Origin of the sequence: Microbacterium sp. ET2 (assembly GCF_030347395.1) — a bacterium.
Taxonomy (GTDB): domain Bacteria; phylum Actinomycetota; class Actinomycetes; order Actinomycetales; family Microbacteriaceae; genus Microbacterium; species Microbacterium albipurpureum.
In genome coordinates this window covers 3,191,264-3,217,613 of record NZ_CP128170.1, presented here as the reverse complement: position 1 = coordinate 3,217,613, position 26,350 = coordinate 3,191,264, and the positions used below count along the sequence as shown (strand labels likewise).

At 66.5% G+C, this 26,350-nt stretch carries 18 protein-coding genes, 3 rRNA genes and 1 pseudogene; 5 read left to right on the top strand and 17 right to left on the bottom strand.

The genetic code is table 11. The features are described from left to right. Positions 1 to 34: 34 nt before the first annotated feature. The 6 genes from QSU92_RS15545 to tyrS form a co-directional block, all read right to left on the bottom strand. Entirely contained in the window at positions 35 to 1,072 is a 1,038-nt protein-coding gene (locus QSU92_RS15545) for an HAD-IIA family hydrolase (RefSeq protein WP_289263257.1), read from the bottom strand. Next, positions 1,072 to 1,779 carry a tetratricopeptide repeat protein gene (locus tag QSU92_RS15540; RefSeq protein ID WP_289263255.1) on the bottom strand — a complete coding sequence of 236 codons (708 nt, stop codon included), beginning with the start codon at positions 1,777 to 1,779 and terminating at the stop codon, positions 1,072 to 1,074. The genes QSU92_RS15545 and QSU92_RS15540 overlap by 1 nt, the downstream gene beginning before the upstream one ends. A 532-nt stretch (positions 1,780 to 2,311) precedes the next feature. After that, a 5S ribosomal RNA gene (rrf, locus tag QSU92_RS15535) occupies positions 2,312 to 2,428 on the bottom strand. A gap of 101 nt (positions 2,429 to 2,529) precedes the next feature. Next, positions 2,530 to 5,636, bottom strand: a 23S ribosomal RNA gene (locus tag QSU92_RS15530). Positions 5,637 to 6,020: 384 nt separating this feature from the next. After that, a 16S ribosomal RNA gene (locus tag QSU92_RS15525) occupies positions 6,021 to 7,542 on the bottom strand. Together the 16S, 23S and 5S rRNA genes form the textbook arrangement of a ribosomal RNA operon. Positions 7,543 to 8,275: 733 nt before the next feature. Next, a complete protein-coding gene (gene tyrS / locus QSU92_RS15520) occupies positions 8,276 to 9,580 on the bottom strand; it encodes a tyrosine--tRNA ligase (RefSeq protein WP_422880387.1) in 1,305 nt (434 codons plus the stop codon). A 72-nt stretch (positions 9,581 to 9,652) separates the two neighbouring features. On the opposite strand from tyrS, the gene QSU92_RS15515 reads away from it, so the two are divergent. Continuing rightward, a complete protein-coding gene (locus QSU92_RS15515) occupies positions 9,653 to 10,246 on the top strand; it encodes a hypothetical protein (RefSeq protein WP_289263253.1) in 594 nt (197 codons plus the stop codon). A gap of 3 nt (positions 10,247 to 10,249) precedes the next feature. On the opposite strand, the gene QSU92_RS15510 is transcribed toward QSU92_RS15515, so the two are convergent. The 8 genes from QSU92_RS15510 to argC form a co-directional block, all read right to left on the bottom strand. Beyond that, on the bottom strand, positions 10,250 to 10,894 hold the full coding sequence (locus QSU92_RS15510; RefSeq protein ID WP_289263251.1) for a SatD family protein: 645 nt from the start codon (positions 10,892 to 10,894) through the stop codon (positions 10,250 to 10,252). Between the two features lie 70 nt (positions 10,895 to 10,964). Next, the gene (gene argH, locus QSU92_RS15505; RefSeq protein ID WP_422880386.1) at positions 10,965 to 12,491 is read right to left on the bottom strand and encodes an argininosuccinate lyase; all 1,527 of its coding nucleotides are present in this window, start codon (positions 12,489 to 12,491) and stop codon (positions 10,965 to 10,967) included. Further along, entirely contained in the window at positions 12,392 to 13,513 is a 1,122-nt protein-coding gene (locus tag QSU92_RS15500) for a heparan-alpha-glucosaminide N-acetyltransferase domain-containing protein (protein ID WP_289263248.1), read from the bottom strand. Before QSU92_RS15500 ends, argH begins: the two co-directional genes overlap by 100 nt. After that, entirely contained in the window at positions 13,510 to 14,433 is a 924-nt protein-coding gene (argF, locus tag QSU92_RS15495) for an ornithine carbamoyltransferase (protein ID WP_289263246.1), read from the bottom strand. Before argF ends, QSU92_RS15500 begins: the two co-directional genes overlap by 4 nt. Further along, positions 14,430 to 15,662, bottom strand: coding sequence for an acetylornithine transaminase (locus QSU92_RS15490; RefSeq protein ID WP_289263245.1), 1,233 nt, complete (start codon positions 15,660 to 15,662; stop codon positions 14,430 to 14,432). Before QSU92_RS15490 ends, argF begins: the two co-directional genes overlap by 4 nt. Further along, positions 15,659 to 16,558 (bottom strand): acetylglutamate kinase, encoded by a 900-nt coding sequence (gene argB / locus QSU92_RS15485; protein WP_179559475.1) that lies wholly within the window; start codon positions 16,556 to 16,558, stop codon positions 15,659 to 15,661. Before argB ends, QSU92_RS15490 begins: the two co-directional genes overlap by 4 nt. Next, entirely contained in the window at positions 16,555 to 17,751 is a 1,197-nt protein-coding gene (argJ, locus tag QSU92_RS15480) for a bifunctional glutamate N-acetyltransferase/amino-acid acetyltransferase ArgJ (protein ID WP_289263241.1), read from the bottom strand. Before argJ ends, argB begins: the two co-directional genes overlap by 4 nt. After that, positions 17,748 to 18,800 (bottom strand): N-acetyl-gamma-glutamyl-phosphate reductase, encoded by a 1,053-nt coding sequence (gene argC / locus QSU92_RS15475; protein ID WP_289263239.1) that lies wholly within the window; start codon positions 18,798 to 18,800, stop codon positions 17,748 to 17,750. Before argC ends, argJ begins: the two co-directional genes overlap by 4 nt. A 253-nt stretch (positions 18,801 to 19,053) precedes the next feature. Here argC and QSU92_RS15470 point away from each other — a divergent pair, with 253 nt between their 5' ends. From QSU92_RS15470 to QSU92_RS15455, 4 genes are read left to right on the top strand one after another with little or no spacing between them, the layout of a single operon-like run. Beyond that, positions 19,054 to 19,704: a hypothetical protein gene (locus tag QSU92_RS15470; protein ID WP_289263237.1), complete on the top strand. Its 651-nt coding sequence runs from the start codon at positions 19,054 to 19,056 to the stop codon at positions 19,702 to 19,704. Then, complete coding sequence (locus tag QSU92_RS15465; protein ID WP_289263235.1) at positions 19,701 to 20,000, top strand: transcriptional regulator; 300 nt, start codon at positions 19,701 to 19,703, stop codon at positions 19,998 to 20,000. Before QSU92_RS15470 ends, QSU92_RS15465 begins: the two co-directional genes overlap by 4 nt. Continuing rightward, the gene (locus tag QSU92_RS15460; protein WP_289263233.1) at positions 19,997 to 20,902 is read left to right on the top strand and encodes an ABC transporter ATP-binding protein; all 906 of its coding nucleotides are present in this window, start codon (positions 19,997 to 19,999) and stop codon (positions 20,900 to 20,902) included. Before QSU92_RS15465 ends, QSU92_RS15460 begins: the two co-directional genes overlap by 4 nt. Positions 20,903 to 20,915: 13 nt before the next feature. After that, positions 20,916 to 21,668, top strand: coding sequence for an ABC transporter permease (locus QSU92_RS15455; RefSeq protein WP_289263232.1), 753 nt, complete (start codon positions 20,916 to 20,918; stop codon positions 21,666 to 21,668). A gap of 29 nt (positions 21,669 to 21,697) precedes the next feature. On the opposite strand, the gene QSU92_RS15450 is transcribed toward QSU92_RS15455, so the two are convergent. The 3 genes and pseudogenes from QSU92_RS15450 to pheS form a co-directional block, all read right to left on the bottom strand. Next, positions 21,698 to 22,684 carry an NAD-dependent epimerase/dehydratase family protein gene (locus tag QSU92_RS15450; RefSeq protein ID WP_289263230.1) on the bottom strand — a complete coding sequence of 329 codons (987 nt, stop codon included), beginning with the start codon at positions 22,682 to 22,684 and terminating at the stop codon, positions 21,698 to 21,700. A gap of 65 nt (positions 22,685 to 22,749) precedes the next feature. Then, a pseudogene (gene pheT, locus QSU92_RS15445) lies at positions 22,750 to 25,282 on the bottom strand (phenylalanine--tRNA ligase subunit beta). Next, positions 25,282 to 26,322 (bottom strand): phenylalanine--tRNA ligase subunit alpha, encoded by a 1,041-nt coding sequence (gene pheS / locus QSU92_RS15440; protein ID WP_289263228.1) that lies wholly within the window; start codon positions 26,320 to 26,322, stop codon positions 25,282 to 25,284. The pseudogene pheT and the gene pheS overlap by 1 nt, the downstream one beginning before the upstream one ends. Positions 26,323 to 26,350: the final 28 nt, after the last annotated feature.

Genomic DNA, 26,350 nt, shown 5'->3' with positions numbered 1-26,350 from the left:
ACGTGGAATCCGGATCGACGCCCGCAGCGTCAGCTCACGGCCGGTGGAAGGGGTCGGCGTACAGCCGTTCGGGCACGCGGAACCCGAAGATCGCCCGCCCGGTGTTCCAGATCGCCGTCGCGCCGGCGCGGAGGAGGTCGATCGGCCGGTCCCCGTCGCTGTCGATCAGCACGTCCCCGCCGTCGATCCGAACGCGCGCCCGGCCGACCGTCACCGTATCGCCCGCCACGCGGATGGTCGGGTACGGCTCGTGCAGCTCCCGCAGATCGCCGAGCAGGTACGTGGGACGCGATCCGGGCGGTGCGGCAAGCACCTGCTTGGGCCGATCGATGCCGGTCAGGACGAGCGCGGAGTCGATACCCGCCCGCTGCGCGCCGAGGATGTCGGTGTCGAGCCGGTCACCGATGAACAGCGGACGGTGGGCACCGAACCGAGACACCGCCTCTTCGAAAATCGGCGTCTCAGGCTTCCCGGCCACCGTCGCCAGCCTTCCGACCGCGGTGTGCACGGCGGAGACGAGCGTGCCGTTTCCGGGCGCGACACCGCGCGCCTGCGGAATCGTCCAGTCGGTGTTGGTCGCGATCCACGGGATCCCCCCGTCTTCCTCGGGGACCTTGAGTGCATACGCGGCCTCGGCAAGCTGCATCCAGCCGACTTCCGGAGCGAACCCCTGCACCACTGCCGCAGGTCCATCATCCGCGCTGCGGGTCACGATGAAGCCGGCCTTCTCGACCTCCCGCGTCAATCCCTCACCGCCCACGACGAGAATCTTCGAATCCGCTTGGACTCGCGTCGCGAGCAGCCGCATGGCAGCCTGCGGGCTCGTCACGACCTCACCCGCTTCGGTGGGGAGCCCGAGAGACGTCAGGTGCTCGGCGACCGCGGTATCGGGACGCGAGGCGTTGTTGGTGATGTAGGCGAGGCGCCGACCCTGTCGAGCGTGCGTGAGCGAGACCACCGCGTGCGGCAACGCCCCCGACCCCGCGTACACGACACCGTCGAGATCCGCGAGGACGACATCGACGCCGTCGAGCGGCGTCGGACCCGTGCCACGCCTGCCGAACAGAGCCATCAGCCGCGCTCACCCGCATCGTCACCGGCGGTGTCGTCGATCCCGGCGTCGACGACGGAAGCGGGCGGACTCGGTTCGACATCGACGGTCTTCTCGCCCACCTCGTCGATCTCGACCGTCTCCCACTGGTCGTCGCCGTTCGCGCCGGCGATCACATCGGCGGCCACGTCGGCGCGCGCGCGCCACGCTTCGGCCTCCTCACGACGACCGAGCTCTTCGAGGACGGTCGCTCGCGCAGCGAAGAGGTCGGAACTCCAGGGGAACGCGAGGTCAGGATCGAGTTCGGGGATGTCCAGCTCCTGCAGCGCCCGCTCTGTTTCGCCGAGATCCAGCCGTGCTCCCGACATGGCGATCGCCAGATGTACCCGCACATCGGTGGGAAGGACCGTGCGATCGACCGCTCTGCCGACCTCGAGAGCACGATCAGGTCGCCCGACACCGCGTTCGCTGTCCACCATGAGGGCTATCTGATCATCGCGGCCCGAGATCCGGCGGTAGGTGCGCAACTCCCGCAGCGCGAGCGCGAAATCGCCGACGGCATACGCGGTGATCGCCGCGGTCTCGCGCACGACGGCCACACGACCTGCGCGCCGCGTGGCCGCAAGAGCATGCTCGTGCGCGCGCGTCGGATCCTCGTCGATGAGGAGACCGGCCATGGCGAGGTGCCGCGCGACAGCCTCGGCGTTCTCCTTGCTCAGTGTCTTCAACTGATTGCGCGCCGCAGCGTCGAGCGACCGGGGCGTGACCTCCTCGGGAAGTTCCGGCTCGGGGATCCGCTCCGACTGCGGCGGGCGGGAACGACGTTCATCGTCGCGGGGGTGATCGTCGCGGCGGGGTCTGGCGCCACGGTCCCCGTCGCGCCGAGGGCCGCCGGTTCGCTCGCCCTCGCGTCGGGGCCCGCCTCGGCGGTCGCCGTCGCCATCGCGGCGAGGTGCGGACCGCCGATCGTCGTCTCCGCGGGACGAAGACGTCCGCGCGGAGTCTCGCCGGTCGGCACCGCCCCTGGTCGGTTTGCCGCGATCGGAGAAAGGCGGGCGGTCCCCGGAATCGCGTCGAGGTCGATTCGGACGGCTGTCGCGCCCCGCAGCATCCTTTCCGCGACTGTCGCGGGAGGGACGACCCTTTCGGTCATCCGCTCTTCCGCGTCGATCCTCGGTCATGACGCTCTCCCCTCCGACCCGGTACGGGCCGTTAACGCGAAATGGCCACCCAACACTGGGTGGCCATTTCTCGAAAGAAGTCCGGCGGTGTCCTACTCTCCCACAGGGTCCCCCCTGCAGTACCATCGGCGCTGAGAGGCTTAGCTTCCGGGTTCGGAATGGGACCGGGCGTTTCCCTCTCGCTATGGCCGCCGAAACACTATTGATGTTTCAGTCTGCACAACAAAAGTCATTGTCATGCGGTTCTCGACCGTACATCGAGAACCACTCAGTGGACGCGGGCAACACAAACGAAGTGTTATCAAGTCATCGGCTTATTAGTACCAGTCAGCTGCATGCATTACTGCACTTCCACATCTGGCCTATCAACCCAGTAGTCTGGCTGGGAGCCTCTCGCCCGAAGGCATGGAAGTCTCATCTTGAGGCCGGCTTCCCGCTTAGATGCTTTCAGCGGTTATCCATCCCGAACGTAGCTAATCAGCGGTGCTCCTGGCGGAACAACTGACACACCAGAGGTTCGTCCAACCCGGTCCTCTCGTACTAGGGTCAGATCCTCTCAAACTTCCTACGCGCGCAGCGGATAGGGACCGAACTGTCTCACGACGTTCTAAACCCAGCTCGCGTACCGCTTTAATGGGCGAACAGCCCAACCCTTGGGACCTACTCCAGCCCCAGGATGCGACGAGCCGACATCGAGGTGCCAAACCATGCCGTCGATATGGACTCTTGGGCAAGATCAGCCTGTTATCCCCGAGGTACCTTTTATCCGTTGAGCGACAGCGCTTCCACAAGCCACTGCCGGATCACTAGTCCCGACTTTCGTCCCTGCTCGACCTGTCAGTCTCACAGTCAAGCTCCCTTGTGCACTTACACTCGCCACCTGATTGCCAACCAGGTTGAGGGAACCTTTGGGCGCCTCCGTTACTTTTTGGGAGGCAACCGCCCCAGTTAAACTACCCACCAGGCACTGTCCCTGAACCGGATTACGGTTCTAAGTTAGATATCCAGAGTGACCAGAGTGGTATTTCAACAATGACTCCACATGAACTGGCGTCCATGCTTCAAAGTCTCCCACCTATCCTACACAAGCCACACCGAACACCAATACCAAGCTGTAGTAAAGGTCACGGGGTCTTTCCGTCCTGCTGCGCGTAACGAGCATCTTTACTCGTAATGCAATTTCGCCGAGTTCGTGGTTGAGACAGTTGGGAAGTCGTTACGCCATTCGTGCAGGTCGGAACTTACCCGACAAGGAATTTCGCTACCTTAGGATGGTTATAGTTACCACCGCCGTTTACTGGGGCTTAAATTCTCAGCTTCGCCTTGCGGCTAACCGGTCCTCTTAACCTTCCAGCACCGGGCAGGCGTCAGTCCGTATACATCGTCTTGCGACTTGGCACGGACCTGTGTTTTTAGTAAACAGTCGCTACCCACTAGTCTCTGCGGCCCCCAAACGCTTTCGGAGCAAGTCCTAATACGTCGAAGGCCCCCCTTCTCCCGAAGTTACGGGGGTATTTTGCCGAGTTCCTTAACCACGATTCTCTCGATCCCCTTGGTATTCTCTACCTGACCACCTGAGTCGGTTTGGGGTACGGGCGGCTTGAACCTCGCGTCGATGCTTTTCTCGGCAGCATAGGATCACCCACTTTTTATCCGCATCGTGTCTCAGCCTATGCGAGTGACGGATTTGCCTATCACTCGGCCTACGCACTTGCACCAGGACAACCATCGCCTGGCTTGGGCTACCTTCCTGCGTCACACCTGTTAATACGCTAGCCGCACCAGCATGGGGTCGAGCGTTCACCAAGACGTCTTCACCCCGAAGGGATCCGTACATTCCTGGCTAGGACTCTTAGCACCACTGGATTAGCTTGGGCGGTTCTTCGCCGGTACGGGAATATCAACCCGTTGTCCATCGACTACGCCTGTCGGCCTCGCCTTAGGTCCCGACTTACCCAGGGAAGATTAGCTTGACCCTGGAACCCTTGGTCATTCGGGGGACGTGTTTCTCACACGTCTTTCGCTACTCATGCCTGCATTCTCACTCGTGTAGCCTCCACGGCTGGTTCACACCGCCGCTTCGCTGGCCACACGACGCTCTCCTACCCATCAACACGGCTGGACCACGAAGGCCTACCAATAATGTCAATGCCACAACTTCGGTGGCGTGCTTGAGCCCCGTTACATTGTCGGCGCGGAATCACTTGACCAGTGAGCTATTACGCACTCTTTCAAGGGTGGCTGCTTCTAAGCCAACCTCCTGGTTGTCTGAGCAACTCCACATCCTTTCCCACTTAGCACGCGCTTAGGGACCTTAGTTGGTGGTCTGGGTTGTTTCCCTCTCGACTATGAAGCTTATCCCCCACAGTCTCACTGCTGCGTTCTCACTTACCGGCATTCGGAGTTTGGCTGACGTCAGTAACCTTGTGGGGCCCATCGGCCATCCAGTAGCTCTACCTCCGGCAAGAAACACGCAACGCTGCACCTAAATGCATTTCGGAGAGAACCAGCTATCACGAAGTTTGATTGGCCTTTCACCCCTATCCACAGCTCATCCCCTCAGTTTTCAACCTAAGTGGGTTCGGCCCTCCACGACGTCTTACCGTCGCTTCAGCCTGGCCATGGATAGATCACTTCGCTTCGGGTCTAGGACACGCGACTGAATCGCCCTATTCAGACTCGCTTTCGCTACGGCTACCCCACTCGGGTTAACCTCGCCACGTATCGCTAACTCGCAGGCTCATTCTTCAAAAGGCACGCTGTCACAGCTGCTATGGCTGCTCCAACGGTTTGTAAGCAAACGGTTTCAGGTACTATTTCACTCCCCTCCCGGGGTACTTTTCACCTTTCCCTCACGGTACTTGTCCGCTATCGGTCATCTGGGAGTATTTAGGCTTATCAGGTGGTCCTGACAGATTCACACGGGATTTCTCGGGCCCCGTGCTACTTGGGATACTTCTCGCGCCAAGGGAGGCATTTCGACTACGGGGTTGGCACCCTCTATGACCGGCCTTTCAATGCCGTTCGTCTATACCTTCTTGTAACGCTGACTGCTCGGCAGAACAATCTGAAAAGTCCCACAACCCCGAATACGCAACTCCTGCCGGATATCACACGTACTCGGTTTAGCCTGTTCCGGTTTCGCTCGCCACTACTAACGGAATCGCGGTTGCTTTCTCTTCCTGTGGGTACTGAGATGTTTCACTTCCCCACGTTCCCTCTACCCGCCCTATATATTCAGGCGGGAGTCACTGGGTCGGCACGCCGCCCAGCGGGGTTTCCCCATTCGGAGATCCTCGGATCAAGGTGTGCTTATCCACTCCCCGAGGCTTATCGCAGATTGCTACGTCCTTCTTCGGCTCCAGATGCCAAGGCATCCACCGTTTGCTCTTAAAGACTTGAAATCACATGAGCTGATCTATCGATCATTCGTTTGTGAGGCGCGTCGTAAACGACGCGTCTCTAAGATGCTCGCGTCCACTGTGTAGTTCTCAAAGTACGGGCGGTACCCTTCCCGCATGCCGCGTTGCGACATCGAAGAAGGGTCCTGAGGTTCAGACTGGGCTGCGAGACGCATCAGCGTCGCGCCACCCGCATCCGGTCCCTCAGGACCCAACAGCGTGCATGTGCCTCTCGGGGCGCATCGTTCCTTTCCAGCTGCGAGCAGCGTACTGAGATCGAGACGATCCGCGAGGCACCTCGTCAAATGTTCCACCCATGAGCTGACCCCCTCGAGACATTCGCTCGAAGCGGGCTCTGGGATGCCGAAGCATCCAGATGCTCCTTAGAAAGGAGGTGATCCAGCCGCACCTTCCGGTACGGCTACCTTGTTACGACTTAGTCCTAATTACCGATCCCACCTTCGACGGCTCCCTCCACAAGGGTTGGGCCACCGGCTTCAGGTGTTACCGACTTTCATGACTTGACGGGCGGTGTGTACAAGACCCGGGAACGTATTCACCGCAGCGTTGCTGATCTGCGATTACTAGCGACTCCGACTTCATGAGGTCGAGTTGCAGACCTCAATCCGAACTGGGACCGGCTTTTTGGGATTCGCTCCACCTTGCGGTATTGCAGCCCTTTGTACCGGCCATTGTAGCATGCGTGAAGCCCAAGACATAAGGGGCATGATGATTTGACGTCATCCCCACCTTCCTCCGAGTTGACCCCGGCAGTATCCCATGAGTTCCCACCATTACGTGCTGGCAACATAGAACGAGGGTTGCGCTCGTTGCGGGACTTAACCCAACATCTCACGACACGAGCTGACGACAACCATGCACCACCTGTTTACGAGTGTCCAAAGAGTTGACCATTTCTGGCCCGTTCTCGTATATGTCAAGCCTTGGTAAGGTTCTTCGCGTTGCATCGAATTAATCCGCATGCTCCGCCGCTTGTGCGGGTCCCCGTCAATTCCTTTGAGTTTTAGCCTTGCGGCCGTACTCCCCAGGCGGGGAACTTAATGCGTTAGCTGCGTCACGGAATCCGTGGAATGGACCCCACAACTAGTTCCCAACGTTTACGGGGTGGACTACCAGGGTATCTAAGCCTGTTTGCTCCCCACCCTTTCGCTCCTCAGCGTCAGTTACGGCCCAGAGATCTGCCTTCGCCATCGGTGTTCCTCCTGATATCTGCGCATTCCACCGCTACACCAGGAATTCCAATCTCCCCTACCGCACTCTAGTCTGCCCGTACCCACTGCAGGCCCGAGGTTGAGCCTCGGGTTTTCACAGCAGACGCGACAAACCGCCTACGAGCTCTTTACGCCCAATAATTCCGGATAACGCTTGCGCCCTACGTATTACCGCGGCTGCTGGCACGTAGTTAGCCGGCGCTTTTTCTGCAGGTACCGTCACTTTCGCTTCTTCCCTGCTAAAAGAGGTTTACAACCCGAAGGCCGTCATCCCTCACGCGGCGTTGCTGCATCAGGCTTTCGCCCATTGTGCAATATTCCCCACTGCTGCCTCCCGTAGGAGTCTGGGCCGTGTCTCAGTCCCAGTGTGGCCGGTCACCCTCTCAGGCCGGCTACCCGTCGACGCCTTGGTGAGCCATTACCTCACCAACAAGCTGATAGGCCGCGAGCCCATCCCGGACCGAAATTCTTTCCAGCTGCTGAAGATGCCTTCGCAGCTCGTATCCGGTATTAGCAGCTGTTTCCAGCTGTTATCCCAGAGTCCGGGGCAGGTTGCTCACGTGTTACTCACCCGTTCGCCACTGATCCAGAGAGCAAGCTCTCTTTCACCGTTCGACTTGCATGTGTTAAGCACGCCGCCAGCGTTCATCCTGAGCCAGGATCAAACTCTCCGTAAAGAAATGTTGCTGCGAGCCGGTCGGAATGGACCGACAGCAGCGAGTTTGATCTGACCAAAGGGATGTCATTGCTGACTATCCGTTGCCGACCCGAAGGTCGGTCTTTGATCCAAAGGAATCTCTATCCGGCTTACGCCGGAACGAGGTTATTTGGCATTTGACAAGTGCACGCTGTTGAGTTCTCAAGGATCGGATGCTCCTGCTTTCTGGCCTCTCGACCATCTCCGCAGGGCAACTTCTCTAGCTTAGCCCCCGTGGTCGACTCCGTCAAATCGTGTCATCCGCAACCGAATGGGTTCCGGGTGACGTTCGATGAGATCGATCGTCGGGGGGCTCCCCATCGTAGACCTTCCGGTCGACGAGTCTCAAGTCCGAGCTTCAGCTCTCTTCGAGGGGGATGTTCTCCGCTTGAGGGGGGTGAGGCTCTCGGCCTCTCTCGCTTCCCTTTGGGGCGAACAAGTAATAATTTACGTGCGCTGTGCGGGACTGGCAAATCGTGCTCGCATCCCGGGCGTGTCGCGGCTCAGAACCGCGTAAACACGCGGGTCGCGTCCGTCTGATCCCTTCGAGACGGCGGGCGCGCGATGGTGGACGCGGGCGATGGCCTGTCCACATCACGCGGCAAGGCTCCGCGCGAGCGCATCCGAACCCGGCAGCAGCGAACGCGTCGCCTCGCTGCGGGCGTCGACACCGAACAGTCGCCGAAGGAGCGCGACGTGAACCGACGGGCGTTTCAGCGGACGAACACGCCGGCCAGCGTCTTCTTGCCGCGGCGCAGCACCGAAACCCCGCCCGGCAGCGAACCGTCGACCGTGGCCGCATCATCGCTGACTCGGACGCCGTCGATGGCGACGCCTCCCTGCGCAATGGCCCGTCGAGCCTCGGAGAGGCTTGCGACCAGTCCGGTCTCCACCAGCGCCTGCACCACAGGCGCTCCACGATCCATGTCGGCGTGCGGCAGTTCGCGCAGCGCCTGAATCAGCGTTTCGGCATCGAGCGCGTGGAGGTCGCCCTGCCCGAAGAGCGCATCGGAGGCGGCGATGACCGAGCCCGCGGCGTCCTCCCCGTGCACGAGCGCGGTCACTTCGGCGGCCAGGCGCTTCTGCGCAGCGCGACGGAACGGCTCGTCCTCCACCAGCCGCCCGAGGTGCTCGATCTCCTCGCGCGAGAGGAACGTGAAGATCTTCAGACGTGCGATGACGTCGGCATCATCGGTGTTGAGCCAGAACTGGTACATCCGGTACGGACTGCACATCGCGGGATCGAGCCAGACGGCGTTGCCCTCGCTCTTGCCGAACTTGGTTCCGTCGCTGTTGGTGATCAGCGGCGTGCCGATGGCATGGACCGATGCATGCTCGACGTAGTGGATGAGGTCGACCCCGCTGGTGAGGTTGCCCCACTGATCGGATCCGCCGGTCTGCAGGACGCACCCGTATGCGCGGTACAGCTCGAGATAATCCAGCCCCTGCAGGATCTGGTAACTGAACTCGGTGTAGCTGATGCCGGCTTCGGAATTCAGGCGCGCGCTCACGGCTTCCTTGCTCAGCATCTTGCCGACGCGATAGTGCTTGCCGATCTCGCGGAGGAAGTCGATCGCCGACAGCGGCGCCGTCCAGTCGAGGTTGTTCACGATGCGAGCGGCGTTGTCGCCGTCGAAACTCAGGAAGCGCTCCACCTGGGCACGGAGATACCCGACCCACTCGGCGACGGTCTCCTTGGTGTTCAAGGTCCGCTCGCTCGACGGGCGCGGATCGCCGATGAGGCCGGTGGAACCCCCGACCAGGCCGAGCGGACGGTGTCCGGCGAGCTGCAGACGGCGCATCGTCAGCAGCTGCACGAGGTTGCCCAGGTGCAGACTGGGCGCCGTGGGGTCGAAGCCGCAATAGAAGGTGATCGGCGCACCGCCGAGAAGCGACCGCAACTCGTCGGCATCCGTGGAGACGTGGATCAATCCGCGCCACACCAGTTCGTCCCAGACGTTGTCGAAGGACGGATCGTTCGCGGGGGCGGTCGCGTTCACGACGACGGCGGATGACACGTCTGCCAGGTTATCAGCGCGCCCCGCGCTTCCCGCGCCCGTCCTGTCCGACGCCCGTGGGACACTGGCGGCATGACGGATGCCCTCGACGCCACCGACCCTCTGGCCGTCGCGATCGTCGTGATCTTCCTGTTCCTCGCCCTGTGTGCCGCGCTCGTCCTGGTCACCGTCGCCCAACGTCGCCCGCAGTCATCCCTGCTGTCCGTCGCTGCGGGACTCGTCCTGCTCGCCCTCGTCGTCGTCGCGGTGCTCCCGTACAACGTGCCGGTCCTCCTCGGCGCCATCCTGGCATTCCTGGGTGTGGCCCTGGCCGTGCTCGGCGGCAACCCGTTCACGCGTTGGGTCCTCATCGCCGCGGACGGTCGCACCACCGAGGGCCCACGCGGGGGGATCCTGGTCGAGCTCGCCGCCGATCACTCCGAGTCCCGTCAGGAGGAGGTCCTCCGAGGCGGGACGACGATCGGCTTCCTCGAGCGTGCGTCGGTCGCGCTGGGCATCCTCGCCGGGTTCCCGGCCGTCATCGCCGTGGTCGTCGCCCTGAAGGGCGTTGGTCGCTTCTCGGAGCTGGCGACGCCCGCTGCCCGCGAGCGATTCATCGTCGGCACGTTGGCCAGTCTGCTGTGGGCCTCCGCGGTGGCGGCGGCGGTGTGGCTGGCGATCTGGTGAGCCTCAGCCTCGATCGCCGACGAGGACCTGCAGTCCTTCGATGAGGGCGCCGGCTTCGGCGGAGGTCAGCGCCTGCGAAACCGCGGACTGCACGACCCCTTCCGTCGCAGCGAGATCGCTCTGGGTGCGGCCGAGCCATCGCCCGTAGACGAGTCGCCGAGTGCGCGGGCTCAGCTGGGCGATCGCACGGTCGCGTGCGAGCAGACCACTGTTGGCCACGCGGACCAGCTCAGTGATCTCCGCGGGAGCAGCCCTCGCCGCCGCTACCCAGGTGCGCGCCGACGGTGCGACCCGGCGCGCGAGCCGCTCGACGTTCTCGATCGCAGCGCGCGCCGCCCACCAGGCTTCGCCCTCGGACAGCGCTCCGCCGACCGACGGGATCTCCTCGATGTCGCCGAGGCCGATGCCGAATCGGAGCTCGACACCTTCGGGGAGGGCGAGCTGAAGCAAGAGGGTCGCTGCGAGCGCAGACGAGAGATGCGGATACACCCCCTGCATCTCATCGCCGACGACGGGAAGGAGTGCGCGTTCGGCGGGCGGCCCATCTTCGGCGACCCGGGCGAGCGCGGTTTCCAGGTCGCGCTGCGCCGCCCTCCTGTTCGCAAGCTCGCGAGACGAGACGATGTCTGCGATCACGACGGTTGGCATAGGATCAGCCTACAACTGATAAAGCCCGAAGTATCAATTTGATATTGATAATCCGGCAGATATCGGTTACTTACTGATAGTGAAGAAAGGGAGCTGCCGCCGACTGTGCCCGGGCGACGAGCTCGGCACGCTGCTCGGCGACGCGGTGGGGCGCGGTGCCGCCGACGCCGGAGCGACTTGCGACGGAACCCTCGACCGTCAGTACCGTCCGGACATCCGGTGCCAGGTGGGGCGAGACCGCGGCGAGCAGTTCGTCGTCGACGTCCTCCAGGCCGATCCCCTGCTCCTCGCAGGCCCGCACGAGCGCGCCCGAGATCTCATGCGCATCGCGGAACGGTACCCCGCGCTTGACGAGCCACTCCGCGACGTCCGTCGCCAAGGAGAACCCTGCGGGAGCCAGCGCACGCATGCGATCGACGTCGAATCGGGCAGTGGCGACCATGCCCGCGAAGGCGGGAAGGACCACCTCGAGCGTCTGGACGCTGTCGAAGACCGGTTCCTTGTCCTCCTGCAGGTCGCGGTTGTAGGCAAGCGGAAGGCCCTTGAGCATCGTCAGCAGTCCGGTCAGATTGCCGATGAGTCTGCCGGTCTTCCCGCGGGCGAGCTCCGCGATGTCGGGGTTCTTCTTCTGCGGCATGATGCTCGAGCCCGTGGAGAAGCCGTCGTCGAGGATGACGAAGGAGAATTCGCGGGTGTTCCATAGGATGATGTCTTCCGCGAAGCGGCTGAGGTCGACGCCGATCTGCGCCGCGACGTAGGCGAACTCGGCCACGACGTCACGGGCGGCGGTGCCGTCCATCGAGTTCTCGGTGGGCCGTCCGAGGCCGACCTCACGGGCGACCAGCGCCGGGTCCAGTCCCAGTGTCGATCCGGCGAGAGCGCCCGCCCCATACGGCGACGCGTCGGCTCGCAGACGCCAATCACGGAGCCGCTCGAGGTCGCGCACGAGTGGCCAGGCGTGAGCCTGGAGGTGGTGGGCCAGAAGCACCGGCTGCGCGTGCTGGAGATGCGTGCGGCCGGGCATGATCGCATCCGCGTGCGCCTCAGCCTGAGCGACGATCGCATCGATGAGACGCAGCACATCACGAGCGATCACCGCGGCGTGATCGACCAGATACATCCGCACGAGCGTCGCGATCTGATCGTTCCGGCTTCGGCCGGCCCGCAGCTTGCCGCCGAGTTCCGGCCCGACCGCGGCGATCAGCGCCGCCTCCAGCGCACCGTGCACGTCCTCGTCCGATGGCCGGGGACGGAGGGTCCCTTTGCGCACCGTATCGAGGAGACGGTCCAGACCATCGTGCATCCGCTGTTCCTCGTCGGCGGTGAGGTAACCCGCTGCCGCCAACGCCTTCGCATGCGCGTGTGATCCGGCGATGTCGTAGGGCGCCAACGCCCAGTCGAACTGCGTCGACACACTCAGCGCCGCGAGCTCCGGCGACGGGCCTGAGGCGAAACGCGCGCCCCAGAGAGCACCCTCGTTGGTCTGTTCGTCCTTGGTCACGGATTGCTCCTCTTCGTCAACGTGCTCGGCACGATCAGCTTCGACACTCGCTCGAATGCCCACTCCAACGGACCTCGTCCGATGAGCAGCGCCCATGCCGTGCATCCCGCGACGATGCCCAGCGTCAGGGGCCAGAAGGGTTCGAGTTCTCGGAACGGCGTGAGAAGACTCGTGTTTCCGAAGACCACCAGGGCGATGACCGCCCACACGATGATCTGCGCGGTGTACGCGGTGAGGGGCATGGCACCGACGGCGCGCAACGGCAGAACGAGCCAGACGACGACCGTGCGGCACACCAGGAGCGAGGCGGCGATGGTGGCGATGGCGAACCCGCCGGATCCGACGACCTCGAGCAGTCCGCTCGAGTGGGGTTCCGCCGTCCAGACCTCGCTCCACAGGGTGGGCATGACCGGATCGCCGCTCCCGCGCGCCGCCGTGTCGAGCCCGTACCCGAGGGCAGCCAGCACGATCCCCGCCGCGAGCGCGATCAGCTGGACCCGCAGCCGGGCGAGGTCGGCGCGCGCGAGCCCGAGACCCGCGAGGACGAAGGCCATCCAGACGGGGAACGGGTAGTGCCAGCCGATGGCCGCCGACACTTCATCGCCGAGAGGGGTCGACCACAGGGGCGCCTCATCCAGGAGCACCTGGATCCACGGCATCACCACCGCCAGTCCTGCCGCGATGACGAGCAGAGTGGAGGCCCTGAGCCTGGTGAACGGCAGAGCCAGGACGAACATGATCGCGTAGGCGGGAAGGATGACGTACACCGGCACACCGGAGGCGATGAGCAGCACGCCGAGTCCCCAGAGGAACCCCGCGCGGACACCCAGACGCATTCTGGCGACCGCCATCGCCTCGCGCGCAAGCGGGCGCGGTCCGCCGGTCACGAGTCCGATCGAGACCCCTGCCAGGGTGGCGAACAGGATGGAGGACCGACCGTCGACGATTCCCAGCCACGTGGCGGGGATCGTCCACAGCAGCTCGGGGGTCACCAGCAGGTGCGCGGCGAACATCCCCAGCACAGCCAGGCCCCGGGCCAGGTCGATCCCGGCAAGCCGTCCGTCCCCGTTCAGCCGACCCCAGTTGCGGGCCAGGGCTCCGGTTGCCCGATCGGTCACTGCTGACGCAGCAGCCACACCAGCAGCGCCTTCTGTGCGTGCAGGCGGTTCTCCGCCTCGTCCCACACGACGCTCTGCGGGCCGTCGATGACCTCAGCGTCCACCTCGTACCCCCGATCGGCGGGAAGGCAGTGGATGAAGATGGCGTCGTCGGCGGCCAGCGACATGAGCTCGGTCGTGACCTTGTACGACCCGAGATCGCGAAGGCGGGCGAGCTTCTCCTCCTCTTTGCCCATCGACACCCACGTGTCGGTGACGATGACATCGGCGCCGGCCGCCGCCTCGTTGGGGTCGGTGAAGAGCACCACGCTGCCGCCGGTCTCCGCGGCTCGACGGTCGGCCGCCTCGACGACGTCGTCACGCGGTGCGTAGTCCTCGGGCGAGGCGACGCGGACGTGCATGCCCGCCGTCACCCCCGCGAGGAGGTAGGAGTGCGCCATGTTCGAGCGTCCGTCTCCGAAGAACGAGAGCGTGAGGCCTGCGAGGTCGCCCTTGTGCTCGCGGATCGTGAGGAGGTCGGCCAACAGCTGACACGGGTGGAAGTCGTCGGACAGGGCGTTGACGACGGGAACCCGGGTTCCCGCGGCCATCTCCTCCAGACCCGCCTGCGCATAGGTGCGCCAGACGATGGCCGCGACCTGACGCTCGAGGACCCGTGCGGTGTCAGACGGCGTCTCCTTGCCGCCCAATTGACTGTTGGCGGTGGAGATGATCAGCGGCGAGCCGCCGAGATCGGCGATGCCGACCGCGAACGACACCCGGGTCCGGGTGGAGGACTTGTCGAAGATCACGGCCACCGTCTGAGGACCTTCGAGGGGCCGGAGGCTCCATCGCTCGCTCTTGAGCTCGACAGCCAGGTCGAGGATCTCCCGCTGTTCGGCGGCGGACAGATCGTCGTCGCGAAGAAGATGGCGCGTCATTTCGATCCTTTCCCTTCGCCGGATGTCGCGCCCGCGCCGTCGAGGACGAGTGCGTCCTCCACCGAGCGGATCGCAGCGGTGAAGAGGGCGACGAAGTCGTCGACCTCGACGTCGCCGATCGTCAGGGCCGGCGCGAGCCGGATGGTGGTGTCGTTGGGGGCGTTGACGATCAGACCGTGCTGCTGGGCCGCCGCGACGAGGGCCTTGGCGAGTGGATGACGCAACGCGACACCGATCAGCAGGCCCTGGCCGCGGCATCCCTCGATCAGGTCCGAGTCGATCGCCGTGATCGCGTCGCGCAGCTGCCGACCGCGGTCCCGGGCGTTGGTGAGGAGGTCCGCACGCTCGATCTCCGCGAGGACTGCGGCGGCGACCGCGGTGCCGAGGGCGTTGCCGCCGAAGGTGGAACCGTGCGTGCCGGGGTAGAAGAGCTCGCTGGCCCCCCCGAAGGTGATGAGCGCCCCGATCGGGAACCCGCCGCCGATACCCTTGGCCACCGTGACGGCGTCGGGGGTGATGCCTGCGTGTTGGAAGGCGAACCACTCCCCCGTCCGGCCGGCCCCGGTCTGGATCTCGTCGACGATGAGCAGGGCGCCGTGGCGCTCGGTGATCTCCCGTGCCGCCGCGAGGTATCCGGTGGGAAGCTCCACCACGCCTGCTTCGCCCTTGATCGGCTCCACGAAGAGCGCTGCCACGCCTCCGTCGATCGCGGCCTCGAGCGCCTCGACCGTCGAGTCGATGAACTCCACTCCGGGCACCATTGGAAGGAAGGGCTCCTGCATCCAGGACTTGCCGGTCAGCGCCAGCGTTCCCATCGTGCGTCCGTGGAATGCGTCACGCAGGGCCAGGATGCGGGGACGTTCGGCCCCGCCGTGCAGCCGGGCCAGCTTGAAGGCGGCCTCGTTGGCCTCGGCGCCGGAGTTTCCGAAGTACACCCGTCCGCGCTCGCCGGTGCCGGCCAGTCGCTTCAGCTGCGCGGCGAGCCCCAGCTGCGGGGGCGTGGCGAAATAGTTAGACACGTGTGCGAGGGTCGCCGCCTGTCGCGCCACCGCCTCGACGAACACGGGGTGGGCGTGCCCGAGGGAGTTCACGGCGATGCCGCCGAGGAAATCGAGATAGCGGGTCCCCGCGTCATCCCAGAGGTACGCGCCCTCACCCCGGACGAACATCGCCATGCGATCGCCGAAGCTGCGGACGAGGTCGCGTCCCGCGTCATCCTGCCAGGTCATCCTCGCACCACCTCTGTTCCGATTCCGTTGCTGGTGAAGATCTCCACGAGCACCGAATGCGGCACCCGCCCATCGATGATCGCCGCCGTCTCGACGCCTCCCTCGACCGCCTCGAGGCACGCCTGCATCTTCGGGATCATGCCCGACTCCAGCGTCGGGAGCATCTCCCGCAGAGCCGACGAGGTCAGGTGCGAGACGAGGGAGTCGCGGTTCGGCCAATCGGCGTACAGGCCCGGCACGTCGGTGAGGACCACGAGCTTGACGGCCTTCAGCGCCACTGCGAGTGCCGACGCCGCCGCGTCGGCGTTGACGTTCAGCGACGCCCCCGGGCGATCGAGGTCGGGCGCGATGCTGGAGACCACCGGGATGCGGCCGGCCGCGAGATGGTCGAGGACCGGCTGCGGGTCGACCTCGACGACATCTCCCACCCGTCCGAGGTCGTGCTCGATGCCGTCGATGGTGACGCCTCGTCGGCGGCCGCCGAACAGCCCCGCATCCTCGCCGCTCAGGCCCGTCGCCAGCGGCCCGTGCGTGTTGATCTTCCCCACGAGCTGCGGATTGATCTGACCGGTGAGCACCATGCGTACCACCGAGATGGCCTCTGTGCTGGTGACCCGGTAGCCGCCCTTGAACTCGCTCGGGATCTCGAGCCGGTCGAGCATGGAGGAGATCTGCGGGCCGCCGCCGTGCACGACGACCGGCTTCACGCCCGCGTAGCGGAGGTAGGCCATGTCCGCGGCGAACGCGTCTTGCAGCTCTTCGCTGACCATGGCGTTGCCGCCGTACTTGATCACGATGACCTGGTCGCGGAAACGCCGGAGCCACGGAAGCGAGTCGATGAGGACGGCGGCTCTCGCGCTGGCTTCACCCGGGTCGGTGGTCTGGATGTCGGTCATGAGGAGTACGCGCTGTTCTCGTGGACGTAGTCGTGAGTGAGGTCGTTGGTACGGATGAGCGCGTGAGCGTCGCCCGCCTTGAGGTCGATGCGGACCACCGCGGCGCGCGGCGTCAGGTCGACCTCCTCGCGAGGGCGGTCGGGGCCGCCCTGGGTGCACACGCGGACGCCGTTCATCCACACGTCGACGTCGTAGGGGTCGAACGCGGCGTCGGTGGTTCCGATCGCCGCGAGCACGCGACCCCAGTTGGGGTCGTTGCCGAAGATCGCTGCCTTGAAGAGGTTGTTGCGGGCGACCGAGCGGCCGACGACCACGGCATCGTCCTCGGATGCCGCGTTCGTGACCTGGATGCTGATGTCGTGACTGGCGCCCTCCGCGTCGGCCTGGAGCTGACCGGCGAGGTCGTCGCATACGGCGGTCAGCCGCCGCCGGAATTCCTCCGGATCAGGCGTCACGCCCGACGCGCCGCTGACCATGAGGGTCACCTGGTCGTTCGTCGACATGCATCCGTCGGAGTCCAGCCGGTCGAAGGTCGTGCGGGTCGCTGCGCGCAGATGCGCATCGGCCTCCTCGGCGGTGAGGACGGCGTCGGTGGTGACGACGACGAGCATCGTGGCGAGGCCCGGGGCCAGCATCCCTGCGCCCTTCGCCATCCCTCCGATCGTCCATCCGTGACTGGCCTCGACAGCCCGTTTCGGGCGGGAGTCGGTCGTCATGATGGCTTCGGATGCTGCATCGCCGCCGTCCGGGTCGAGCGCCTGGATCGCTCGCTCCGTCCCGTCGAGCACCTTCTGCCGGAACACCTCGTCGCCGGTCCCGATGAGGCCGGTGGAGCAGACCAGGATGTCGCCGGCGCCGACGCCGAGCAGTTCAGCGGCCTTCTCGGCGGTCTGGTGCGTGGTCTGGAAGCCGAACGCCCCGGTGAAGCAGTTGGCACCGCCGGAGTTCAGCACGATCGCTTCCACGACGCCGTCCCGGATCACCTGCTCCGACCACAGGATGGGGTTGGCCTTGGCCCGATTGCTCGTGAAGACCGCGGCGCCGACTTTGAGCGGACCACGGTTGACGACGACGGCGACGTCGGGGTTGCCGGTCGACTTCAGTCCCACGGCGACGCCGGCCGCCTCGAAGCCCTGGGGTGCGGTGACACCGCGGGAGGCGAACCCGTGCGGCCTGTCGTCGTCGATGTTCACGGGGCGACTCCGTTCACGGTGAGCGCTCGACCCTCGGGAAGGCCGAGCGCGATGTTCATGGACTGCACGGCGGCTCCCGCGGTTCCCTTGACGAGGTTGTCGACCGCGGTGACGACGATCACGCGGTTCGCATCGCGGTCGATCGCGAGCCCCATCAGCGCCGTGTTGGCGCCGAGCACGTCGGCCGTGCGGGGGAAGTGCCCCGCAGGAAGCAGCTGCACGAAGGTCTCGTCGCCGTACGCCCGTTCCCACGCGCTCCGGATCTCGTCGTCGGTGACGCCCGGGACGATCGGCGCGCTGGAGGTGGCGAGGATGCCGCGCGCCATCGGCACGATGACCGGTGTGAAGGAGATCCGGATGGCGGCGGCGGTCTCCGACATCGCAGCGGCGAGCGCCTGGCGGATCTCGGGGATGTGGCGATGACTGCCGCCGACCGCGTAGGGGTTGGCGGTGCCGAGGATCTCGCTGCCGAGAAGATGCGGCTTCAGGCTCTTGCCCGCGCCCGAGGGTCCGACCGCGAGTACGGTGACGATGTCGCCCGGGTCGATGACACCGCCCGCGACCCCGGGCGCAAGGCTCAGGCTGACCGTGGAGGCGTTGCATCCGGGGGCGGCGATGCGGGTCGCACCGCGCAGCAGGTCGCGCTGCCTGCCCTCGCCGACGAGGAGTTCGGGTACCCCGTAGGCCCACGGGTCGTGGAAGACGCCCCCGTAGAAACGATCCCATTCGGTCATCGACTCCAGCCGATGGTCGGCACCGGCGTCGATGACGAGCGGCGTGTCCGACAGCGCGTCGGTGTACTGCCCCGATTGTCCGTGCGGAAGCGCGAGGAAGACGATGTCGTGACCGGAGAGCACCTCCGGAGTGGTCTCCTGGAGCGTCAGGTGCGCCAGCGAGCGCAGATGGGGCTGTTGCTCGATGAGCTGCTGCCCGGCGTTGGAGTGCGCGGTGACCGTGCGGATCTCGACGTCGGGATGTGCGGCGAGGATTCGGAGGATCTCACCGCCCGCATAGCCGGATGCGCCGGAGACGGCGACCGAATATGTCATGGATTCCACCTTAGAGTCTGGGGTCGTGGGCTGCCGACGGCGACGCCCGTGACTCCCCTCCAGGGAGGTGCGCGGGGTCGCCTAGAGTCGGCGTCCGTCCAGACGTCGGCGCGCAGGAGCGACGCTCGGAGCGAGCGTGGCGGAGTCGAGCGCGGCCGAATGCATGCGCCGACCATAGCGGCGCGGGCCCGCGCGATGCAAACCGATGAAGCCTGAGCTTGACAGCCTGAGTTTGCAATGCAAAGTTGTTTGCGTGAGTGACGCAACGAACCCCCAGAGAGACCAGGCGGAGCGGATGCTGCGGGTCATGCAGTCCCAGCAGCGGATGACCCAGAGCCGCCTGGTGCGCAGCTACGTCGTGCTGCTGGTGGTGTGGGCAGCGGCCTGGGCGATCGGTTTCGGCGCCCTGTACCTGTCCGCTGTGCCCGATCCCCTCGTTCCCGCAGCCGCGGCGTGGCCGGTCTTCGCCGCCTGCATCGTGCTCGCGATCGTCTGGTCGATCACGACGGGGGTGCGCAGCGCCTCATCCGGGATTCGCGGAGCCTCCCGCATCCAGGGGATGCTGTACGGCTGGTCGTGGACGGTGGCCATGGTCGGCGCATCGATCCTCCTCGCGGGCATCCAGCGCACCGGCCTCCCGCCCGAGACGGCCGCCGTGCTCTACCCCGGGATGTTCGCCCTCGTCGTCGGGATCCTCTACCTCGGCGGCGGAGCGCTCTGGCGCTCCCTCCCGCAGTACGTCCTCGGCGTCGTGTTCATCGCCGTCGCCGGGATCGCGACGTTCCTCGGCACACCCGTGCACTACCTCGTCTACGCGGTCGCCGGTCCCATCGCGATGCTCGTGGTCGCGGTCCTCCTCGGCCGTGGCGTCCTGCCGCTCGAGCCGCGTCGGGACACCGCGTGAACGATCTCGATCCCGTCATCCATGCACCGGCGAGGCTGCGGATCATGACGGCGCTCACCGAGGCGCTCACCGACGGCGACGACATCACCTTCCCCGCCCTGCAGAAGCTCCTCGACATGACGGCAGGGAATCTGACCACCCACCTGGCCAAGCTCGAGGCCGCCGGCTACGTCGACATCGCCAAGGCCTTCGCGGGGCGCAAGCCCGCGACCTTCATCACGCTCACCCCCGCCGGGCGCACCGCGTTCCGCACCTACCGCGCTCACCTGCTCGACCTTCTCGGAGGATCATCATGACTCGCCCCGCCCAGCTTCTCGGCGTCACCAAGCGCTTCGGGAACCTCGCCGCCCTCGACGACGTCTCGCTCGACGTCGATGCCGGCGAGTGCGTCGGTCTTCTCGGGCCGAACGGCGCCGGCAAGACCACGGCGCTCTCCCTCCTCACCGGCGTCCGTCAGCCGTCATCCGGAACCGTCCGCCTCTTCGGCGCCGATCCTCGTGACCCCGCGGCCCGGCGAACGCTGGGAAGCACCCCGCAGGCGACGGCGCTCCCCGAGTCGCTGCGGGTCAGAGAGGTGCTCGAGCTCGTCGCCGCGCACTATCCCGTACCCGCGCCACGAGATCAGATCGTGTCGGAGTTCGGTCTGGACGATCTCGTCGACAAACTGTGCGGCGGGCTGTCGGGTGGTCAGCAGCGTCGCGTCGCCGTCGCGATGGCCTTCGTCGGAGACCCTCGCCTGGTGCTCCTGGACGAACCGACCACCGGGCTCGACGTCGAAGGGAGGCGTGCACTGTGGGAGGCGGTGCGCGCCCGCCATGCGGCGGGGTGCACGGTCATCGTGACCAGCCACCACCTGGAGGAGATCGAGCAGCTCGCCGAGCGCGTCGTCGTCATCGACCGCGGGCGCATCCGAGCGGATGACACCCTGTCGGCGATCATGGCCGGCGTCGGCCGTCGACGGGTCACTCTGCGCGGGGTCGAGCCGTCGCTACTCCAGGCCCTCGAGCCCGACGCCGCCATCACCTCCATCGACGGGGCATCCCCGGACCCTCGTGCTCTGGTCAGCGCGGTCGTCTCCGACGCCGATGACTTCGTGCGGAAGCTCGTTGCGCACGACCTCCCCTTCTTCGACCTGCAGGTGCGCGGCGCCACCCTCGAAGAGGCCTTCCTCTCCCTCACCTCCCCTTCCGCCCGCTGACGATCGGAGACCGATGTCCACGCTCGCCCTGGCCGCGACCCATGCCCGCTACAACCTGGTGGAGACCTCCCGGGTGCCCATCGCCGTCCTCGGGTCGCTGGTCTTCCCGAGTCTCGCCTTCTGCCTGTTCGTGCTCCCCCAGCCCGCGGTGCGCGGATCGGCGGAGTTCGCCACCGCCGCGCTGTGCTCGATGGTGGTCTTCGCCTTCATGTCGGCGGGTCTGTTCTCTCTCGGCATCGAGCTGGCCGAGCAGCGGGCGAAACCGTGGGCGCCGTACCTGCGGACCCTTCCCGGAGCGGCGAGCGCCCGCATCCTCGGGTTGCTGTCGGCGACCCTGGTGATCTCCGTGATGGCGATGGTGCCGCTCCTGGTGATCGGTGGTCTCTTCACCCAGGCTCGCCCCGAACCTCTGAATGCGCTCGGAGCGATCGCTCTTGCGGTCGTGACCGCGGCCCCGTCCGGACTCATCGGCATCCTCATCGGCACCCTGACCGGCCCGAAGGCCGCGATCGCGGTGACGCAGGTGGCGATGTTCCTCCTCGCCTTCGGCGGTGGGCTGTTCCTCCCCCCGCAGCTGTTCCCGGGGTGGCTCGACGTCGCCTCGGCATTCCTTCCCGTCCGCCAGGCGCGCGAGATCGTGGTGAACGTCGCCCTGGGCACCGAAGTCCCCCTCTGGGCGGTCATCGGTATCGCAGCCTGGACGCTGGCGCTCTCCCTGGTCGCCGTCATCGCCTATCGGCGCGATGAGGGTCGCCGATACCGTTGACGCAATCCGACGCGACAGGGCCGCTCGGCTCACTCCGCGCGGCGCCGTGCGCTGATGAGCTCCTCTTCCTCCGCCCGCGTCAGCCCGCTGCGCCGCTCGCGGTCGAGCCCGCGCGCGGTTTCGTCGGCGAAAGTGCGCCGCAGCGTGTCGCCGAGATCGCGGAGGGGGCCACCGGCCGCGCGATACGCGGTATTGGAACGCGTCGCGAATCCCGGCATGTCACTCGGCAGCCACAGCGGGAGCGAGCGCGGACCCATCCAGAACTGCACGTCGTGTGCGACCAGCCACTCGTCGTCGGCCTCCACGAGATCGCCGCGGTGGCTTGCCACCTCTCGGGCGGTGTCGACGAGCGTGCGGAACGGCATCGGATCACCGACCGCGTTCGCCACGATCGGCAGCCGCGCCGCCCCGCACGCCACGAGGAAAGCCGCAAGGTCGTCGACATCGATCACCTGAGACATGCGGCCCGCGAGAGTCGGTGTGAGGACGGGTTCGACCCCGGCGAGCGCGACGCGCGCGACCCAGTATCCGAAACGATCGGTGGGATCGTCCGGACCGACGATGAGCCCCGGTCGCACGATGGCGGCACGATCGCCGAAGACGTCACGAACGGATGCTTCGGCGGCGGCCTTCGCACGCGAGTAGTCGTACTCCTCCCCCGGCCGAAGCGGCGCGCTGACGTCGGCGGCCTCATCGGCGCCGACGACGTCGTTCGCCGCGTACACCGACAGCGACGACACGTAGGTCAGGTGATGGGAGACCGCCGCCAGCGCGGCTACGGCGGAAGAGACGTGCTCGGGTGCCGACGAGATCTCGACCACCTCGTCCCACTCGCGCCGGGCCACGGCATCGTAGGCACCCGGGTTGCTCCGATCGGCGATGACGAGCTCGGCGCCCTCCGGTGCAGGCCGACCGCCACGTGCGAGGCACGTGACTCGCGCGCCGGCATCCACCCAGGCGCGGGCGACCCGACCGCTCAGCCAGCCGGTGCCGCCGAGGATGAGCACGTTCGTCATGCCGCCATCTCATCAGAGCATCGGGCGGGACGACACCGCGTTCCGCTCCGGGCAGAGCGCAGCGGCTACTCGCGCAGGCTCGCTCCGAAGCGCTCCGCGGCGACGGCGACACCGGCGAGCTTCGCCTCCGTCGCCTCGGCCGCGGTGAGCGTGCGGTCCGGCGCACGGAAGCGGAGGGCGAACGTCAGGCTTTTCGAGCCCGCCGGAACCCCCGCCCCGCGGTAGTCGTCCACGAGCCGCAGCGACTCGAGCAGCGCGCCCGAACCGTCGACGAGCGCCGCACGGACATCGGCCGCCGGCACCGTGGCATCCACGACGAGAGAGACGTCCTGGGTCGCCGCCGGGTAGCCCGACAGCGAGGCCGCGACCACCTTCTCGCCCGCCAGGGAGAGCACGAGGTCGAGATCGAGTTCGGCGACGATGACCCGCCCGGGGAGGTCGGCGTCCTCGGCGACGGACGGAAGGAGCTCTCCGACATAGCCGACCGTGGTCGCCCCGACGGAGAGGACGCCGGTGCGTCCGGGATGCAGCGCCGCGCGCTCGCCCTGTGCGACCTCGATTTCCACCCCCGCCGCCGCCGCGATCGTGCGGACGGCATCGAGGGCATTGGCGAGTCCGGCGTGCTCCGCCGGGAAGCCGGGCTGCTTCGGGGTGATCGCACCTGTGAGCAGCACCGCGACGTGGCGGTGCTGCGGCGGGATCGATGCGTCGAGGGCCGTCAGCGTCGCGGCATCCGGACGCACCGCCAGCGGCGGAACGCTCTCGGTGCCGTAGGCGACACCGGGCTCCGGAAGGAACACGACACCGGTCTCGAACAGAGCCAGGTCGGTCAGACCGCGGGCGACGTTCCGATGCGCCACCCGCAGCAGCCCCGGGACGAGGCTGCGGCGAAGGAACGGCGCCTGCCCGTCGAGGGGGTTGGCGAGCTTGACGCTCGGCAGGTGGGCGCCCGACGCCGACCCGTGGAGATCGTTCTGCTCTTCGGTCGTGAACGGGAAGGACGGCGTCTCGACGTGGCCCGCGGCGGCGAGCGCGTTCGCCACGCGACGCCGGCCCTGCTGCGCCGATGTCAGACCCCGACCGGACGGCGGGGTCGGCAGTACCGACGGGATGCGGTCGTAGCCCTCGATGCGGGCGACCTCCTCCGCCAGGGTCCACTTGTCGGTGAGGTCAGGACGCCACGACGGGGGGAAGACGATCCAGGTGCGATCGTTCTCACGCACCTCGCACCCGATGAGCTCGAGGGCGCCGACGATCTCGGCCTCGCTGTAGTCGACGCCGATCAGCGCGGGCACGAACGGGCGCGGCAGCTCGACGCCGGGCGTCTCGATCGTGGCGTGAAGAGCGCCGCCGGCGCGGGTGTCGGTGCCGCCGGCGTAGTGCACCATGAGACTCGGCGACGCGCGCGGCGGCGACGAAGGCGATCGCCGGGTCGACGCCGCGCTCGAAGCGGCGCGACGCCTCGGAGGGCAGCTTGTGACGACGGGCCGTGCGGGCGATCGAGACGGGGTCGAAGGTCGCGGCCTCGATGAGGACGTTCCGGGTCGACGAGGTCATCTCCGTCGTTCCGCCGCCCATGACGCCGGCGAGACCGATCGGCCCCGACTCGTCGGTGATGAGCAGGTCCTCGGGGCTGAGCTCCCTCACCTTGCCGTCGAGGGTCTCGAGCTTCTCCCCCGCGACGGCGCGGCGCACGGTGATGCCCCCGCGCAGGGTGTCGAGGTCGTAGCCGTGGATCGGCTGCCCCAGCTCGAGCATGACGTAGTTGGTGATGTCGATGAGGATGCCGAGCGAGCGGATGCCGGCGAGCGAGAGCCGCGCGATCATCCACGCCGGGGTGGGCTTGGTCGGATCAACATCGCGGACGATGCGGGCGACGAACTCCGATGCTCCGACGCGGCCGCGGATGGGAGCCGTGTCGTCGACGGCGACCGCGAACGCCGTGTCGTCGTGGAGGTTCACCTCCCCCCACTCACGTGCACCCGGGTCCCGGAAGGCCGCGCCCGTGGCGTGGGAGTATTCACGCGCGACTCCGCGGACCGACAGCGCGTACCCGCGGTCGGGGGTGACGTTGATGTCGATGGCGGCATCGTCGAGACCGAGCAGCGCGATCGCGTCCGACCCGACCGGAGCGTCGATGCCGAGCTCGACCAGGCGCAGGATGCCGTCGTGCTCGTCGCCCAGACCGAGTTCCTTCGCAGACGCGATCATGCCGTCCGACACGTGGCCATAGGTCTTGCGCGCAGCGATCGGGAACGGGCCCGGAAGGACGGCGCCGGGAAGGGTCACCGGCACCTTGTCGCCGACGAAGAAGTTGTGTGCGCCGCACACGATGCCGTGCACGGCGGGTCCGCCGTCGGCGGCCGGCTCCCCGTCGGGCGCGACCTGCACCTGGCACCAGCGAATGGTCTTGCCGTTGGTCTGCGGCTCCTCGACGAACTCGAGCACCTCGCCGACGACGATCGGGCCCTGCAGCTCGAAGCGGTGCACGTCCTCCTCTTCGAACCCGACGCGCACGAGAGCGGCGAGCACATCCTCAGGGGCGGCATCCGCCGGCACATCGACGTACTCACGCAGCCACGAAAGCGGGACGCGCATCACACCACCATCCCGAACTGCTCACTGAAGCGCACATCGCCCTCGGCCATGTCGCGCATGTCCTGCACATCGCTGCGGAACATCAGTGTCCGCTCGATCCCCATCCCGAACGCGAAGCCCGAGTACTCTTCGGGGTCGATTCCCGCCGCGCGCAGCACATTGGGGTTCACCATCCCGCATCCGCCCCACTCGATCCAGCGCGCACCGCCCTTGAAGGTCGGGTGCCAAAGATCGAGCTCCGCCGACGGCTCGGTGAAGGGGAAGTAGTTGGCGCGGAACCGGGTCTTCGCCTCGGGACCGAACAGCACGCGGGCCGCGTGATCGAGCGTGCCCTTCAGGTGAGCCATCGTGATGCCCCTGTCGATGACGAGGCCCTCGAACTGCGTGAAGACCGGCAGGTGCGTGGCGTCGAACTCGTCGGTGCGGTAGACCCGCCCGGGGCACAGGACGTAGATCGGCAGGTCGCGCTCGAGCATCGAGCGCACCTGCACAGGGCTCGTGTGCGTGCGCATCACCAGGTGACGATCGACCGGGTCGATGAAGAACGTGTCCTGCATCTGGCGGGCCGGGTGGTCGGCGTCGAAGTTCAGGGCGTCGAAGTTAAACCACTCGTGCTCGAGCTCGGGACCCTCGGCGATCTCCCAGCCCATGCCGACGAAGATGTCGGCGACCTGCTCCTGAAGAAGGGAGATCGGATGCCGCGCCCCCACCCGGGCACGGGCGGGGAGGGCCGTGACATCGATGCGCTCCGCCTCCAGGCGTGCGGCGGTCTCGGCTGCCGCCACCTCCGCCTCGCGGGCGGCGAGTGCCTGGGCGACGCGGCCGCGGGCCTGTCCGATGAGCTTGCCGAATTCGGCCTTCTTCTCCGATGGCACATCGCGCAGCCGCGCGTTGAGGCGGGCCAGCGGCGATCCCTCCGCCGAGTGAGCTGAACGGGCAGTCTTGAGAGACGTGCTGTCGGATGCCGCGGCGATGGCGGAGAGGGCAGCTTGGACGGCCGCCTCCACCACCTCGGGAGTGATCTGCTCGTTGTCGGACACGAGCAACGAGTCTACCGAGCGTGCAGTC

Bases quoted from the DNA above. Each gene is read 5' to 3' on its own strand.
- QSU92_RS15545 (WP_289263257.1), bottom strand. From the start codon at position 1,072: ATGGCTCTGTTCGGCAGGCGTGGCACGGGTCCGACGCCGCTCGACGGC.
- argC (WP_289263239.1), bottom strand. From the start codon at position 18,800: ATGACATATTCGGTCGCCGTCTCCGGCGCATCCGGCTATGCGGGCGGT.
- argF (WP_289263246.1), bottom strand. From the start codon at position 14,433: ATGACGCGCCATCTTCTTCGCGACGACGATCTGTCCGCCGCCGAACAG.
- argH (WP_422880386.1), bottom strand. From the start codon at position 12,491: ATGGGCGCTGCTCATCGGACGAGGTCCGTTGGAGTGGGCATTCGAGCG.
- QSU92_RS15450 (WP_289263230.1), bottom strand. From the start codon at position 22,684: ATGACGAACGTGCTCATCCTCGGCGGCACCGGCTGGCTGAGCGGTCGG.
- argB (WP_179559475.1), bottom strand. From the start codon at position 16,558: ATGACCGACATCCAGACCACCGACCCGGGTGAAGCCAGCGCGAGAGCC.
- QSU92_RS15510 (WP_289263251.1), bottom strand. From the start codon at position 10,894: ATGCCAACCGTCGTGATCGCAGACATCGTCTCGTCTCGCGAGCTTGCG.
- QSU92_RS15455 (WP_289263232.1), top strand. From the start codon at position 20,916: ATGTCCACGCTCGCCCTGGCCGCGACCCATGCCCGCTACAACCTGGTG.
- QSU92_RS15490 (WP_289263245.1), bottom strand. From the start codon at position 15,662: ATGACCTGGCAGGATGACGCGGGACGCGACCTCGTCCGCAGCTTCGGC.
- QSU92_RS15460 (WP_289263233.1), top strand. From the start codon at position 19,997: ATGACTCGCCCCGCCCAGCTTCTCGGCGTCACCAAGCGCTTCGGGAAC.
- QSU92_RS15515 (WP_289263253.1), top strand. From the start codon at position 9,653: ATGACGGATGCCCTCGACGCCACCGACCCTCTGGCCGTCGCGATCGTC.